12 protein-coding genes and 1 tRNA gene are annotated in these 14790 nt (G+C 64.2%); 6 read left to right on the top strand and 7 right to left on the bottom strand.

The features are described from left to right. Positions 1–50 precede the first annotated feature (50 nt). The 4 genes from ACT2BZ_RS17200 to guaB form a co-directional block, all read right to left on the bottom strand. Complete coding sequence (locus ACT2BZ_RS17200) at positions 51–602, bottom strand: hypothetical protein (protein WP_457936339.1); 552 nt, start codon at positions 600–602, stop codon at positions 51–53. A 160-nt stretch (positions 603–762) separates the two neighbouring features. Then, positions 763–3894 carry an efflux RND transporter permease subunit gene (locus ACT2BZ_RS17195; RefSeq protein WP_457936338.1) on the bottom strand — a complete coding sequence of 1044 codons (3132 nt, stop codon included), beginning with the start codon at positions 3892–3894 and terminating at the stop codon, positions 763–765. Beyond that, positions 3891–5042, bottom strand: a complete 1152-nt coding sequence (locus ACT2BZ_RS17190) for an efflux RND transporter periplasmic adaptor subunit (protein ID WP_457936337.1) — start codon at positions 5040–5042, stop codon at positions 3891–3893. Before ACT2BZ_RS17190 ends, ACT2BZ_RS17195 begins: the two co-directional genes overlap by 4 nt. Before the next feature lie 106 nt (positions 5043–5148). Further along, positions 5149–6651, bottom strand: coding sequence for an IMP dehydrogenase (gene guaB / locus ACT2BZ_RS17185; protein ID WP_457936336.1), 1503 nt, complete (start codon positions 6649–6651; stop codon positions 5149–5151). Between the two features lie 262 nt (positions 6652–6913). On the opposite strand from guaB, the gene ACT2BZ_RS17180 reads away from it, so the two are divergent. After that, entirely contained in the window at positions 6914–8323 is a 1410-nt protein-coding gene (locus ACT2BZ_RS17180) for an MFS transporter (RefSeq protein ID WP_457936335.1), read from the top strand. A 3-nt stretch (positions 8324–8326) separates the two neighbouring features. On the opposite strand, the gene ACT2BZ_RS17175 is transcribed toward ACT2BZ_RS17180, so the two are convergent. Next, complete coding sequence (locus ACT2BZ_RS17175; protein WP_457936334.1) at positions 8327–9040, bottom strand: RlmE family RNA methyltransferase; 714 nt, start codon at positions 9038–9040, stop codon at positions 8327–8329. Beyond that, positions 9037–10392, bottom strand: coding sequence for a Ppx/GppA phosphatase family protein (locus ACT2BZ_RS17170; RefSeq protein WP_457936333.1), 1356 nt, complete (start codon positions 10390–10392; stop codon positions 9037–9039). The genes ACT2BZ_RS17175 and ACT2BZ_RS17170 overlap by 4 nt, the downstream gene beginning before the upstream one ends. A 229-nt stretch (positions 10393–10621) precedes the next feature. Between ACT2BZ_RS17170 and ACT2BZ_RS17165 the strand changes: the two genes are divergently transcribed. Both ACT2BZ_RS17165 and ACT2BZ_RS17160 read left to right on the top strand, forming a co-directional pair. Further along, positions 10622–11548 carry a lysylphosphatidylglycerol synthase domain-containing protein gene (locus ACT2BZ_RS17165; protein WP_457936332.1) on the top strand — a complete coding sequence of 309 codons (927 nt, stop codon included), beginning with the start codon at positions 10622–10624 and terminating at the stop codon, positions 11546–11548. Positions 11549–11691: 143 nt separating this feature from the next. After that, positions 11692–11765: transfer RNA gene (locus tag ACT2BZ_RS17160), tRNA-Gln, on the top strand. 301 nt (positions 11766–12066) lie between these two features. On the opposite strand, the gene ACT2BZ_RS17155 is transcribed toward ACT2BZ_RS17160, so the two are convergent. Continuing rightward, positions 12067–12960, bottom strand: a complete 894-nt coding sequence (locus tag ACT2BZ_RS17155; RefSeq protein WP_457936331.1) for a LysR family transcriptional regulator — start codon at positions 12958–12960, stop codon at positions 12067–12069. A gap of 94 nt (positions 12961–13054) precedes the next feature. Between ACT2BZ_RS17155 and ACT2BZ_RS17150 the strand changes: the two genes are divergently transcribed. From ACT2BZ_RS17150 to ACT2BZ_RS17140, 3 genes are read left to right on the top strand one after another with little or no spacing between them, the layout of a single operon-like run. Next, the gene (locus tag ACT2BZ_RS17150; RefSeq protein ID WP_457936330.1) at positions 13055–13348 is read left to right on the top strand and encodes a DUF2218 domain-containing protein; all 294 of its coding nucleotides are present in this window, start codon (positions 13055–13057) and stop codon (positions 13346–13348) included. Positions 13349–13376: 28 nt separating this feature from the next. Then, positions 13377–13928, top strand: a complete 552-nt coding sequence (locus tag ACT2BZ_RS17145) for a hypothetical protein (protein ID WP_457936329.1) — start codon at positions 13377–13379, stop codon at positions 13926–13928. 55 nt (positions 13929–13983) lie between these two features. Beyond that, positions 13984–14589, top strand: a complete 606-nt coding sequence (locus ACT2BZ_RS17140) for a sulfite oxidase heme-binding subunit YedZ (RefSeq protein ID WP_457936328.1) — start codon at positions 13984–13986, stop codon at positions 14587–14589. Positions 14590–14790: the final 201 nt, after the last annotated feature.

Genomic DNA, 14790 nt, shown 5'->3' with positions numbered 1-14790 from the left:
AGGGCCGGCTCTCGCCGGCCCTTCCGTGGCAGTTGGATAATCCCGACTGCTTACTGCACGAAGACGGTAAGCTGTCCGCCGGCACCGACATGGGCGGCGACGACCGAAGAGACCTCGACCGACTGCTCTTCGAGTTCGGCCTTCAGCGCACTGTTGGCCTCGATGGCCGCCTGCAATTCAGCGGTCGCTTCCGCGTTCTTCGAGATGGCGTTGCTGACGGCTGCCTGGTTGTTGCCCTTTTGGAGGTCGTCGATCTTCACGACGCTGACGCTCGAAACATCGGTCATCGCCTGGACCTCGGCCGCCGTGTTGGCGCTGGCGTTGAGCGAGGAGATCAGCATGCCGAAGTTCGGGTCGGACGAGGTGCTGGCAGTGATGCCGGCATCGGTCGTAGCGGCAGCCGAACCGTCGCTGGCGCTCGTGCCGGCACCGATCTGCGCATCCGTGTTCATACCCGCTCCGGCGTTGACGCCGCCGCTGTCGACCTGTGCTCCGACGTCCGAGCTGGCATTGGCGCCCACATTGGCGTCGAGAGCCAAAGCCGGCGCGGCGGCCAGCGAAGCGAGGAGTGCAGTGGTGGTAATCAGGCTTGTGCGTTTCATCGTAGTACCTTTCTGTTGGCCCCTTCGCCTACAGAACTCGTTAACAATCAGAGCGTTCCGGCCACATTCCGGGTCGTTTTGGGGAATTTTTCTGGCGGGAAACCGGCCGCTTTGTGAAAGCCGCGCCGCCACACACACGGACCCGCAGTAGCCCCGGGTTTCAGGCAGGGACCGTCTTCTTGCGCGACGTCAGCCACTCCTCGAAGCGCTGCACGACGACGTAGAACGACGGCACGAAAACGACGGCGAGTAGCGTCGAGGCGATCATGCCGGTGAAGACTGTGATGCCGATGGACTTGCGCGCGCTGGCGCCGGCACCGGTGGCCAGGACAAGCGGGGCCACGCCAAGGATGAAGGCGAAGGATGTCATAAGGATCGGCCGGAACCTTGCGCGCGCCGCCTCGACCGCAGAATCGAGAATGGGCTTGCCGGTCGCGCGCAATTCGCGGGCAACCTCGACAATCAGGATCGCGTTCTTCGCCGACAGGGCGATCAGCAGGATCAGGCCGATCTGAACGTAGAGATTGTTGGCCACCTCGAGCGCGGACAGAACCAGCACCGGTCCGACGAGCGACATGGGAGCCGCCAGAAGGATCGATACCGGCGCCAGCCAACTGCCGTACTGACCGGCAAGAACCAGGTAGACGAGAAGCAGCGCCATGCCGAAGACGATATAGATCTGATTGCCGACGAGCTTTTCCTGGTAGGATAGTGCGGTCCACTCGAAGCCCGTGCCGGGCGGCAGCTGATCGTGCGCGACCTGCTCGAGCAGGTTCATCGCATCACCCGTGGAGAAGCCCTGCGCCTGCACGCCGATGACGGAGGCGGAGGGATAGAGATTGTAGAGGCTGATCAGCGAAGGCCCGACGCTTGGCTCGATCTCGAGCACTGTGCCGATGGGGATCATGTCGCCGTTCTTGTTGCGCACATTGAGCCGGGCGATGTCCTCGGGCGTGACCCGGAACTGGGAATCGCCCTGCACATAGACCTGAAAGACACGGCCGAACTTGTTGAACTGGCTGACATAGGTGGAGCCAAGATAGCCGGCGATGGTCTGAAATACCTGGTCGGTGTTGAGCCCGAGCGACTGCAGCTTGTCGCGGTCTATCTGGCCGGAATATTGCGGGACGGTGGCGCGGAACGGTGCCCAGATCCGTTCGATGCTCGATTGCGTCTCGGCAGCCCTGACGACGGCCTGGACGGAGCTCTGCAGCTTGCCGAGGTCGAAGCTGCCGTCCCGAACCTCGACCTGCAGGGTGAAACCGGCTGCGTTGCCGATACCCTGGATTGGCGGTGGCGGCAGGACCAGCACCTGGCCATCTTCCATGTTGGAGAGGCTCTCGTTCAGCGTCGCGTAGAGCGACGCAAGATCCTCTCCCTTGCCGCGCAGGCTCCAGTCCTTGAGGATGATGTAGGCGACACCTGCGTTGGCCAGGGGCGAATTGTTGTCGAGCGCCGAGAGGCCGGAAATCGTCACGACCTGGTCGACGCCCGGCGTCTCCTTTGCAATTTTCGAGATCTGCTGCATCGTCGCTTCCGTGCGACCCAGGGCAGCGCCATCGGGAAGTTCGACCGAGGCGAGCAGATAGCCCTGGTCCTCGATCGGGATGAAGCCCGTCGCGAGGCGCGACATGCCATAGCCGGCACCGCCGACGATGAGCAGCGCAATCAGCGCCATGACGCCGCTTCGATGCACCATCGAACCGATCAGCCGGGCATAGCCGTTTTCGAGCCGTTGATAGACCGAATTGAAACCGCGGAAAAATGCGTTCCGCTTCTCCGGGGGCACGGGCCGCCGCAGCCAGCTCGCGCACTGGGTGGGCTTCAGCGTCGCTGCGTTGACGGCACTGATCAGGGCTGTCGCCGCGATGACGAGCGCGAACTGCGCATACATCTGGCCCGTCAGGCCGGGCAGGAACGCTGCCGGCAGGAACACCGCCATCAACACCAGGGTGATGCCGACGATCGGCCCGAACAGCGAGTCCATCGCAGCAATGGCGGCGTCGTGGCCGGAAAGCCCACGCTCCATGTTGTGGGAGGCGCTCTCGACGACGACAATGGCATCGTCAACGACAATGCCGATGGCGAGCACGATGGCGAAAAGCGTCGACAGGTTGACCGTGAAGCCGAGCGCGGCCATGGCGGCAAAGGCGCCGATGATGGTGACCGGAACCGTGGTGGCAGGCACGAGCATGGCGCGCCAGTCCTGCAGAAAGACGAGGATGACGACCAGGACCAGCAGGGCCGCCTCGAGCAGCGTCTTGTAGACCTCGTCGATGGCCTGGCTGACGAAGACAGTGGTGTCGAAGGGGATCGAATAGGCAAAGTCCTGCGGAAAATCGGCCGCCAGTTCCTTCATGCGGACCTCGACCTTGCCGGCGACGTCGAGCGCGTTGGCGCCGGGCGACAGGAAGATGGCGAGTCCTGCCGCCTGCTTGCCGTCGAGGCTGAACGACTGCCCGTATCCCTGGGCGCCGAGTTCCACGCGACCGATGTCGCGCACGCGCGTCATGTCGCCGCTTTCGCCGGTCTTGACGATGACAGCGCCAAACTGGTCCGGGTCGTTGAGGCGGCTCGCGACCTCGACCGTGTACTGGAAGGCGAGGCCGTCGGGTGCCGGCGGAGCGCCGATCTGGCCCGCCGTGACCTGTTCGCTCTGCTGCTGGAGCGCCTGGACGACATCCTGGGTAGTCAGGCTGCGCGCCCGCATCTTTTCCGGATCCAGCCAGACGCGCATGGAGTATTGCCCGGCGCCGAAGACGTTGACGTCGCCGACGCCCGGGATGCGGGACAGTTCGTCCTTCAGGCTGATCGTCGCGTAGTTGGCGAGGTAGAGGCTGTCATACTCGCCGTTCGGCGAGGTGAGCGTCACGATCTCGAGGATCGAGGCGGACTTCTTCTGGACATTGACACCCTGCACCTGAACCGACTGCGGCAAGGATGCCAGCGCGGACGAGACGCGGTTCTGCACGCGCACCTGCGCCTGGTCGAGATTCGTGCCGATGGCGAAGGTAACCGTCAGATTGTAGCTGCCGTCGGAGGCGGCGAAGGACTGCATGTAAAGCATCCCCTCGACACCGTTTACCTGCTGCTCGATGGGCAGCGCGACGGTATCGATGACAGCCGTCGCGCTGGCGCCCGGGTAGCGGGTCGTCACCGACACGGTGGGCGGCACGACGTCGGGGTATTGCGACACCGGCAGCGACAGCAGCGAGGCGATGCCGATGACCACCATCAGGATGGCGATCACATTGGCCAGAACCGGCCGCTCGATGAAGAACTTGGAGATCATTTCGCCGCCGCCGCGAGATCCTTGACCTCCGGATCGATCTTGCCGCCGGCGACGACGGACTGCAGGCCCGAGATGAGCACGCGGTCATCGGGCGCGATGCCCTTTTCGATGACGCGCAACTCGCCGACGAGCTGTCCGATCTCGACGGGGCGCTGCTCGACCACATCGTCCTTGCCGGCAACGAGGAGATAGCGGCCCCGCTGGTCTGTGCCGATCGCCCGATCCGGCACGAGCAGCCGGTCGGGTTCCTTGGCAAGCGGCACGCGCACCCGCACGAAGTTGCCGGGCAGAAGCCCGCGCTTTTCGTTGGGCAGCACGGCGCGAACGGCAAGGGTGCCCGTCGACGCCGTGAGGCCCGGCGCTATATAGTCGAGCGTGCCGGCGTGAGGATAGCCGTCCTCGTTCTGCAGGCCGACCTCGACTGGGACCTTCTTCAGGTCGTCCGCCGTGATGCCGCGCGATGCCATCTCGGCCCGGATACGCAGGACCTCACGCTCGCTGATGTTGAAATTGACGTAAATCGGGTCGAGCTGAACGATGGTGGCGAGCGTGGTCGGACTGCCCTGCCCGACCAGTTGGCCGATCGACACCTGGCGAGCCGAGACGATGCCGGCGAACGGCGCCTTGACCTCGGTGTAGCTCAGGTTGAGCTCGGCCTGCTTGACGGCGACTTCGCTCTGCTTCTGCAAGGCGACATTGACGGCGGCGGCGGCGGCGGCCTGGTCGACGGTCGATTGAGAGACCACCTTCTGGGCGAGCAATTCCTGCTGCCGCTTGAGTTCGGCGTCGGTCTGCCTTGCGGAAGCGTCGGCAGAACCCTTCTCGGCCTGTGCCTGGTCGAGTGCAAGCTTGTAGGGATCGGGTTCGATCAGAAACAGGCGCTTGCCGGCGGCGACCTGATCGCCGTCCTGATAGTCGATCTCGCGGATGAAGCCTGCGACGCGGGCTACCAGGCTGGTCGAGTTGACGGCGTCGGCGCTGCCCGTCGCCGTCAGATAGGGGGTGACGGTCTGCTTCAGGGGTACCGCCACCTGCGTCTTGGGCGGCGGCGGCGCGACATAGGCATTCTTGTCGTTGCAGGCGGCCAGCAGAACCAGGGCGGCAATTAGGATGGTTCCTTGCGGTGGTCCTCCGCGCAACAGAAACATTCGACTACGAGTCCCCCATCCGCCACTAGTTGACGCAAGGGTACCTGCAAAATCAAAGTTTGTCATGGCACCGGAAAACCGGTGCCTGTCACGGTTGTGCTACCGCTTACATGCCGCCGGAGTAGTTGGGGCTTTCGCGGGTGATCGTCACATCGTGCGGATGGCTTTCGCGCAGGCCGGCATTGGAGATGCGCACGAAGGTTGCACGGTCGCGAAACTGCTCGAGATCGCGGGCACCGACATAGCCCATGGCGGCCTTGAGACCGCCCGCGAGCTGATGCAGCACGCCGGCGACCGGCCCCTTGTAAGGCACCTGACCCTCGATGCCCTCGGGCACCAGCTTCAGCGTGTCGCGCACTTCGGCCTGGAAGTAGCGGTCGGCCGAACCGCGCGCCATGGCGCCCACGGAACCCATGCCGCGGTATGCCTTGAACGAGCGGCCCTGGTGCAGATAGACCTCGCCCGGGCTCTCGTCCGTGCCTGCGAGCAGCGAGCCGATCATCGCCGCATTAGCGCCTGCGGCCAATGCCTTAGCCAGATCACCTGAGTATTTGATTCCGCCGTCGGCGATGACCGAGACGTCGGCGCGGTGGGCTGTCTCGACGGCCGACATGATGGCCGAGAGCTGCGGCACGCCGACGCCGGCGACGATGCGGGTGGTGCAGATGGAGCCGGGACCGATGCCGACCTTGACGGCGTCGGCGCCGGCGTCGATCAGCGCCTGCGTGCCGTCGGCGGTCGCCACGTTGCCGGCCATGATGCGCACGGAATTGGAAAGCTTCTTGGCACGCGCCACGGCATCGAGAACGCGCTGCGAGTGGCCGTGCGCCGTGTCGATGACGAGCAGGTCCACGCCGGCGTCGATCAGCCGCTCGGCGCGCTCGAAACCGTCATTGCCGACGCTGGTGGCGGCCGCAACGCGGAGCCGTCCCTGCACGTCCTTGGAGGCGTGCGGGTTGAGCTGCGACTTCTCGATGTCCTTGACGGTGATGAGGCCGACGCAATTGTAGTCGGCGTCCACCACCAGCAGCTTCTCGATGCGGCGCTGGTGCAGCAGGCGCTTGGCTTCGTCAGGATCGACGCTCTCGCTGACCGTGACGAGGTTGTCGTGTGTCATCAGTTCCGACACCTTCTGCGAGGGGTCGGAAGCGAAGCGGACGTCACGGTTGGTCAGGATGCCGACGAGGCGACCGGTGATCTGGCCACCGCTTCCGCCGTTCTCGACCACCGGGATGCCGGAAATGCGGTAGGTGTCCATCAGCGCACGGGCATCGGCCAGCGTTCCGTCGGGGCCGATCGTCACCGGATTGACGACCATGCCGGACTCGAACTTCTTGACCTGGCGAACCTGCTCGGCCTGTTCGATGGGCGTAAAGTTCCGGTGGATGACGCCGATGCCGCCGGCCTGCGCCATGGCAATGGCCAGCCGGGACTCGGTCACCGTGTCCATGGCGGCCGACAGGATCGGAATGTTGAGCTCGATGTCGCCGGCGATGCGCGTCCTTACATCCGTCTCGCCCGGCATGACCTCTGAATGGCCCGGCTGCAGCAGTACGTCGTCAAAGGTCAGCGCCAATGCGCCGGTAGCCGTATCGATGATTTTTGCCATTGCCGATCCTTGTAATGCGAAACGGGCGCCAGCCCAGAGGACCGCGCCGACTCGAATCTTCCCTTTCAGGATTGGCACGGGCTGGTACCACGAGACATGCAGGTTGAAAAGCCCGGTTCGGACGCGGCAAGCCAACCCTTCCTGAAACGGGTTTGTGCGATTTCGCGAAAAGGCCGGGGACAGATCCGGCAGGCCGTGCTACCCGCCGGGCGGCGCCGGCACGACCGGCTGCCCGCAAATCGCAGTTCGTCCGGGAAAACACGTGAGAAGAACCGTCCCGCTCATTCTTGCGGTCGCCCTGTTCATGGAGAACATGGACTCGACGGTGATCGCCACCTCGCTGCCGGCGATCGCGGTCGACATCGGGACCTCTCCCATCGCGCTCAAGCTGGCGCTGACGGCCTATCTCGTCGCCCTGGCGATCTTCATCCCGGTCAGCGCCTGGGTGGCGGAAAGGTTGGGCGCAAAGCTGGTATTTCGCGCGGCGATCGGCGTCTTCGTCATCGGCTCCGTCGCTTGCGCCTCCTCCGGGTCGCTGCTCGAATTCGTGCTGGCGCGCTTCCTGCAGGGGATGGGTGGCGCCATGATGACGCCGGTGGCGCGGCTGGTGCTGGTGCGAGCGACCGAAAAGAGCGACCTCGTGTCGGCCATGGCCTGGCTGACCATTCCCGGGCTGATCGGCCCTCTCGTCGGCCCACCGGTGGGCGGCTTCATCACCACCTTCATCACCTGGCACTGGATCTTCCTGATCAACGTGCCGATCGGACTTGCGGGCATCTGGCTGGCCAGGCGCTACCTGCCGGACATCGAACCGGCACACGTAAGACGGCTCGACATGCCCGGCTTTCTGCTGTCCGGGATCGCCGCATCCGGCGTGGTGTTCGGCCTCTCGGTGATCAGCCTGCCTGCGCTGCCGCCGATTGTCGGGGTCATCGTGCTGCTGGTCGGGCTGGGTGCCGGCGCGCTCTATTTCCGCCATGCCCGCGTGACGCCAGATCCCATCCTCGACCTGCGCCTGTTCCGCAATCCGGCCTTTCGCGCGGCCGTCGGCGGCGGCGCGCTGTTTCGCGTCGGCAGCGGCGCAACGCCCTTTCTCCTGCCGCTGCTCTTCCAGCTCGGCTTCGGCATGACGCCGTTCCAGTCCGGCATGCTGACATTCGCGTCTGCCTTTGGCGCGATCGCCATGAAGTTCATGGCATCCTTTACGTTGCGCGCCGGCGGTTTTCGCACGGTCCTGGCCGCGACGGCGTTCCTCGGTGGCGGCTTCATCGCCGCAAGCGCGCTGTTCACGCCCTCGACCTCGCACGCCGTCATCATCGCCGTGCTGATCGGATCAGGCTTCCTGCGCTCGCTCTTCTTCACCTCGGCGGGTGCGCTCGTCTTCGCCGACATCGACGCCGGCGAGGCCAGCCAGGCCACGGCGATCTCGGCGGCATCGCAGCAGATCAGCATTGCCGTCGGCGTGGCGGTCGGCGGCGGCCTGCTCGAGGGTACGAGCTACCTGACAGGTGAGCCGATCGGCCCAGGCTCCTTCACGGTCGCGTTCCTCACCGTCGGGCTGATCACCGCTCTTTCCCTTATCCCGTTCGCGCGGCTGCCCAAGGATGCAGGCAGTTCGGTTTCCGGACACCGGCTGCGGAGACCGGTCGGCGAGGAGCCGCCGGCGGCCTGAAGTTCAGCTGTCCTGGCCTTCTGCCCGACCTTTGAAGTCCTTGGCGAGCAGATAGAGTTCCACCGATTCGCCGCGCGATGCCGGCGGCTTGACGTGATGCACGGAACGGAAATTGCGTTTCAGAAGGTCGAGCAGCGCGTGCTCGGTTCCGCCCTGGAAGGTCTTGGACAGGAAATGGCCGCCCGGCTTGAGCACGGAAATGGCGAAATCGGCGGCGACCTCACAAAGATGTTCGGTGCGAATATGGTCGGTGCGCCGATGGCCCGTGGTCGGCGCGGCCATGTCCGACAGGACGATGTCCGGGTTACCGCCCAACACCTCGACAAGCCGTGCGGGCGCCGCGTCGTCCAGGAAATCCATCTCCAGCACCTCGCTGCCGGGAACATGATCCATGCCGAGATAGTCGATGCCAACCACGTGCGGCTTCTCGGGCGGCGACTTGGTGCGGGCGGCGGCGACCTGGCACCAGCCTCCCGGCGCGGCACCGAGATCGATGACCTTCATGCCGGGCTTGAGGATCTTGTAGCGGTCGTCGATCTCGATCAGCTTGTAGGCGGCACGCGAGCGGTAGCCGTCGGCCTTGGAGCGCTGCACATAGGGATCGTTCATGTGGCGCTCGAGCCAGCGCCGCGAGGATTCCTTCAGTCCGCGCTTCTTCTTGATGCGGGTTCTGAGGACGCGGGTCGCGCCCGGCTTGACTGGTTTCTTGGTGGTCATGGACGCTGCCTGTTTCGCCAGTTGCGCCGCCATACCCCGGCGTCGCCCATCAGTTCGGAGAGGATGCCCTCGCGCAGGCCCCGGTCGGCGACGCGCACGCGGTCGGCCGGCCAGGTATCGCGGATGGCCTCGAGAATGGCGCAGCCGGCAAGCACAAGGTCGGCCCTGTCGGCGCCGATACAGGCATTGCCGACCCTCGCCTCGAAATCCCAGCCGAGCAGCTTCTCGACCATGCGGTCGACGCTGTCGCGGTCCATCCACAGCCCGTCGACACGGCGGCGGTCGTAGCGCTCGAGCCCGAGATGCACGCCGGCCAGCGTCGTCACCGTGCCCGAGGTGCCGAGCAAATGGAACTTGCCGTCCCGCACGAGATGGTCTAGCCGGTCGCGGCCGTCGAAACTGGCCAGCATCTGCTTCACGCTGTCGACCATGGCGCCGAAGATCTCGGGCGTCACGTCGCGGCCGCCGAAGCGCTCGGCCAGCGAAACAACGCCAACCGGCAGCGAGGTCCAGGCGACGATGTGGCTGGCAAGCCGCGGCGAGCGGTGGCCACGCACGTCTATCAGCGCGATCTCGGAAGAGCCGCCGCCGATGTCGAACAGCACGACGCCGTCCGTGTCGCGCTCGACCAGCGACCCGCAACCGGAAACGGCCAGACGGGCCTCGGTCTGGCGGTCGATGATCTCCAGCGTCAGCCCGGCCTCGACCCTTACACGGTCGAGGAACTCGGCACCGTTCTCGGCCGAGCGGCATGCTTCAGTCGCGATCAGCCTGAACTTCTCGACGGTACGATTGTTGAGCTTGTCGCTGCAGACCTTGAGCGCCTCGATCGCCCTGTCCATCGCCGCCTCCGAGAGGCGGCCGCTGGCCGACAGCCCCTCGCCCAGCCGCACGATGCGCGAGAAGGCGTCGATGACGCGGAACTGGCCGGGGCGTCCGGGCACCGCAACCAGCAGCCGGCAGTTGTTGGTGCCGAGGTCGAGCGCTGCAAATACCGGCAGGTCCTGGCGCTGCGGCAGTCGCGGCTCGCGCAGGATCGCGGCCGTTGCCGGTTGCGGCGGTAAGTCGGGAGATGCTGCGGGCGGCAAACTGCCCTGCGCCGGAGATCCGACGGGAACCGCCTGCACGCCATCGCGCGCGAACACCTTGCGGCCGCGCTTACGCTTGCGCCGTCTCTTGGGTTTCTGCTTCGGGTGCAGCCCGCTGTCCGGCTTCTGCGCAGACGGAACGTCAGCCGTCTTGCCGGTCGCCGGAATTGCGGCGCCGATTTCCGGCGCCAGGAAACTCCCTGACCCACCCGCTTCCGGCGCTCCGGCGCCGGTCTCGCGGTCTTCCACGTTGATGCCCTTCATGCGCGGCGCGAACCCTGGGGACGCAGCCTGCGCTACTCGATCTTCAGTTGCTGGCAGGATAGCAGCGCCCGGGAGGATCACCAAGCGCAGAGTGAGGAGAGCAGCAAACCCCGCGTAAACCGCGCCGCGGTTGAATAGCCGGCTTGGATGGGGCAATGCTTGCCGATGCACGGGCAGCGCGCCACAGACCCTCCTAGCAACCATTTCGGCGGCCGATGACATTCTGAATATGACTTTGAAGAAAATCTTCTGGCCCGTGGTGGGGCTGACCGCTGTCGCGGTGTCGGTATGGTTGCTGGTCGGGGAATTGCGCGGGACGTCGTTCGACGATGTGCGTGACGGCATCGTCGCGATACCGCCGACCGCCTGGGCGGCCTCTGCGCTGTGTTCGTTGATCGCCTATCTGGCGCTCGCCGATTATGACCGGATGGCGCTCGCCCATCTCGGCAAGCGCGTGCCGGTGACATTCGTCGCGCTCTGTTCCTTCACGACCTATGCGCTGTCGCACAATCTTGGCGGCTCGGTCTTTTCCGGCGCGGTCATCCGCTACCGGGCCTATGCGACCAAGGGGCTGACGGCACAGGACGTGGGCGTGCTCGTGGCGTTCTGCTGGTTCACCTTCGTCCTGTCTACGGTCCTGGTAATCAGCGTGGTGCTGCTCGGTGTGCCGGACCTGCTCGACCGCTTCGCCGACATGGCCGGCCCGAAAACCGCCCAGGTCGCCGCGTTTGGCGGGCTGGCCTTCGTCGCGGCCTACGTGACCGGCAGCATGCTCGGCCTGAAGCCGCTCAGGATAGGCGGCTTCCAGTTGCACTACCCTACCCTGCCGATCGTCGGTCGCCAGTTGCTGATCGGCCCGATGGAACTGCTGGCCGCCGGGGCCGTGATCTACTTCGCGCTGCCGGCCGCCGGCAATCCGGGCTACCTGACGGTGCTCGGCATTTTCCTGGTGTCATTTTCGGTGGCGCAGATCTCGCATGCGCCCGGCGGCCTCGGCGTGCTGGAAGTGGTTTTCCTTACCGGCATGTCGGAAATGGACCCGAGCGCCGTGCTCGCCGCGCTGCTGGTCTTCCGCCTCTTCTATCTGATCGTGCCGCTGATCCTGGCGCTGTTCGTCGTGCTGCTGTTTGAACGCGACCAGTTCCTCGGCCGCTGAGGCGGCGGCAGTCAGAGGGAGCGCGCGAAAGTCTTCGGAGTCGAGATTGTATCTCCCCGCGGGCTTGACTATTTGCCACTCATGGCTACAACGCAGCCGGAATTGACACGGTTTGCCGGCAGTGCTCGCACCGACCGGCCTGCTGGGGAATAGGTTAACGGTAGACCCACGGACTCTGACTCCGTTAGTCCTGGTTCGAATCCAGGTTCCCCAGCCACTTCGCTTCCTGAAACCCTTGGATGCATCTGCGGCCTTGGCCTTATGAGCTGCAACATGGCAAGACTCCCGCGGGTACTGGCGGTCGTCAATGTCCGCTTCCTGGCTCGCAGCACCAAATATCGGTCATTCCTCTACCGGCCCCGAACTGGCCATTCCGCTTTGCGCTTCGAGTCGGCCATTGCATCGTGCGTCACCGTTTCCGAGGGGCGGCGCTCTTGAGTTCCAAAGAAAATGGTTCAAGAGCGAAGATGCCCACCTGACGTGATGTTCTATTGATCGTCGTTGTGGTGCATATTGAATCAGGGGAAGAGCCCCGCGTTGTTGTCGACGAAAAAGTCGATCACGCGCCGGGTCAATGCCTTCTGGGGGCCAACGTCCGGCCAGACGGCGTAGACTCCCAGATCAGGCAATCGCCATTGCGGCAGCAGGCGGACCAGCGTACCGGAGGCGATCTCTTCCGAAACCTCGCCGAGTGGCATGTGCTGCACACCGAGGCCGGCGAGAAGCGCGGATTTCGCCGAGGCGATTGTGTTTACCTCTAGCCTCACATTTTGCGGGAGGAAGACGATGGACCGACCTTCGCACTCAAGCGTCATCGCATCGGGCAGGATTGAGATCGCGATGAAATCACAGGCTGCAAGGTCCTCAATCGTCCGGACAGTCTGTCGCGAAGCCAGATAGTCGGGCGAAGCTACAAGGACGCGGCCAAAATCGCCAATTCGCCGACTCTTCAGGCTGCTGTCGGCCAGCCTTCCCAACCGGATCGCGAGATCGAAACCTTCCTTGACCAGATCGACGGGCGCGTCGCTGCTGTGGAGCGAAATGGCGACCATCGGATGCCGCCTTGAGAACTCCCAGAGTGACTGACGGAATGCCATTCGCTCCCCCCAGGCGGGAATGGTGATGCGCAAGGCGCCGACCGGCACGTCGCCGTCCGCCCCCACGGCACCAAGGGCCTCTTCGCCAGCCGCGACCATGCGGCGTGCCGGCGCGAGTGCCGCAAGGCCTTCTGGGGTTAGAGACATGTGTCTGGTGGAACGGAAGAAGAGCGCTACCCCGAGCTTTGCCTCTAGCCGGGACAGATGATGGCTGACGACAGAGGTGGACAGCTTCAACCGCCGCCCGGCGGCGCTCAGGCTGCCGGCGTCGGCAACGGCGACGAAAACCCCGAGGCCACGGTAATCCTCGATCATCTTTCTAATTCCTCGAAGTATCCTTCCGCATATATGTGGATAATCGAAAGGCCTTGCCCTGTCTATCTGTGGGTGGTGTAGACAGGAGATACCAATGCCCAGAAGTACCGCCCACCTTTCCACGCCGCGCGCCAGTGGATATCTGCAGCAGCTTTGCAAGCACTTCGGGCACAAGGTTCCTGTCGACTTCACGCCAGAGGCTGGAGAGGTCACGCTGCCTTCTGGCACCTGCGCATTGCGGGTTGAGAGCGAGGTTCTGACCCTTGATGTTGTGGGTGAGGCTGAAAACCTCGAAAAGCTGGAAAAGGTGATTGGCGATCACCTCGTGCGGTTCGCCTTCCGGGAGAACATCACGCTGACCTGGCATCGACTTCCCGAGCCCGTGTAGCACCGGACGTCGAAAGAGGAGTCAGAGGATGACCATTGCAGTCACCGCCGTGTCGGGACAACTCGGCAGGGAGATCGTCCGCAAACTGCTGCAAATGCCGAGCGGCGACATTCGCGCCAGCGGACTGGTCTGGGCCATCGGCCGAAACGGCATCTATATCGAGCCCGACCTTGAGTACATCGAGAGCTACCGTGCGCGCGGCGAAATTGCGAACAGCGCGGGCGACGGGAAATGCGGCTATACGACCCGCTCGGAACTTGGCGCCGCATATGCAAGCCTGCTAACCCGGTCCGATCATGACGGCGGGACCGTCAACCTCAATGGCGAACCGATCACCCAGACGCAGCTTGTCGAATATCTGAATCGTACCTATTCGACGCGGCTCAACTATCGCGCAATGTCCTCGGCCGAATATGCCAGGGACCGGACAGCCGAACTCGGTCCATTCATGGGCGGCATCATTGCCGGAATCTACGATGGGATCCGTCTTGGCGCCTACAGCACGCCAGGCGACTTCGAGGCCGTGACCAGCCGACCGCACCAAGGCTGGGATGACTATTTCCAGTCGCACGCGACATGAATGCACCGCAAGCGCTGCGACGCAGCCCTGTTTCAAACTAGAGTTGGAGCCCTGAATGCCCACGGCGAAGTCAGTTCTCAATCACCCTTACACATCCTGGGTCCTCCTTGGCCTGCCAGCCATTCCGATGATCGCAGGACTCGCTTCTGGCAGCGCCGAAACCGTGCACGGGCTTTTGCATCCGACAGGCGAGTTCGCGGCTCGTTTCATGATCATCGCAATGATGATCACGCCTCTTTCGATGCTCTTCAGGGGCTCGACCGTCGTCCGCTGGCTTATGAGGCGTCGCCGCTATCTCGGGGTCGCGGCGTTCGGCTATGCGGCGCTCCACACCGGGCTCTACCTGGTCGATGAAGGAGCCGTGGCATTCTCGGGAACCGAGATCTCGCAGCTGTACATCTGGACCGGGTGGCTTGCGTTCTTCATTTTCGTGCCTCTGGCGGTGACCTCGACAGATGGATGGGTCCGGACACTCGGTCGGCGATGGAAGACCCTTCAGCGGTTCGTTTACGGTGCTGCGATCCTGACGCTCGTGCATTGGGCCGCACTGCACGATTGGGGTGGAGTGGGCCCTGCGATGGTGCATTTTGGACCACTGGCTGCGTTGCAGGCATATCGCATATGGTCAAACCTGCAACGAAGCCGCTTAAGAACCGCGTGATCGGCTGGCGGCGATCTGCGAAATAGCTTTGCGTGCTGGTGAACGTGATCGCCAGTTCCCGAGGGCTACCTCGATCAGGGGCGGCATGAGGACCTTATGCGGATAGTTGAGCAGGTTGCGAGCCGCCTCCAACAGGTGGGATTCCCGCGTAGAGTGACAGAGCAGGTTTGGTTCGATCTCCTAGATAGGTACGCTCACGGC

It is taken from the genome of Mesorhizobium sp. 10J20-29, assembly GCF_054130485.1.
The sequence above is the reverse complement of the archived record's forward strand: the minus strand, read 5'-3'. Positions and strand labels throughout refer to the sequence as shown.

Coding starts and splice junctions, on each gene's coding strand:
- ACT2BZ_RS17200 (WP_457936339.1), bottom strand. CDS start 602: ATGAAACGCACAAGCCTGATTACCACCACTGCACTCCTCGCTTCGCTG.
- ACT2BZ_RS17195 (WP_457936338.1), bottom strand. CDS start 3,894: ATGATCTCCAAGTTCTTCATCGAGCGGCCGGTTCTGGCCAATGTGATC.
- ACT2BZ_RS17190 (WP_457936337.1), bottom strand. CDS start 5,042: ATGTTTCTGTTGCGCGGAGGACCACCGCAAGGAACCATCCTAATTGCC.
- guaB (WP_457936336.1), bottom strand. CDS start 6,651: ATGGCAAAAATCATCGATACGGCTACCGGCGCATTGGCGCTGACCTTT.
- ACT2BZ_RS17175 (WP_457936334.1), bottom strand. CDS start 9,040: ATGACCACCAAGAAACCAGTCAAGCCGGGCGCGACCCGCGTCCTCAGA.
- ACT2BZ_RS17170 (WP_457936333.1), bottom strand. CDS start 10,392: ATGAAGGGCATCAACGTGGAAGACCGCGAGACCGGCGCCGGAGCGCCG.
- ACT2BZ_RS17165 (WP_457936332.1), top strand. CDS start 10,622: ATGACTTTGAAGAAAATCTTCTGGCCCGTGGTGGGGCTGACCGCTGTC.
- ACT2BZ_RS17155 (WP_457936331.1), bottom strand. CDS start 12,960: ATGATCGAGGATTACCGTGGCCTCGGGGTTTTCGTCGCCGTTGCCGAC.
- ACT2BZ_RS17150 (WP_457936330.1), top strand. CDS start 13,055: ATGCCCAGAAGTACCGCCCACCTTTCCACGCCGCGCGCCAGTGGATAT.
- ACT2BZ_RS17145 (WP_457936329.1), top strand. CDS start 13,377: ATGACCATTGCAGTCACCGCCGTGTCGGGACAACTCGGCAGGGAGATC.
- ACT2BZ_RS17140 (WP_457936328.1), top strand. CDS start 13,984: ATGCCCACGGCGAAGTCAGTTCTCAATCACCCTTACACATCCTGGGTC.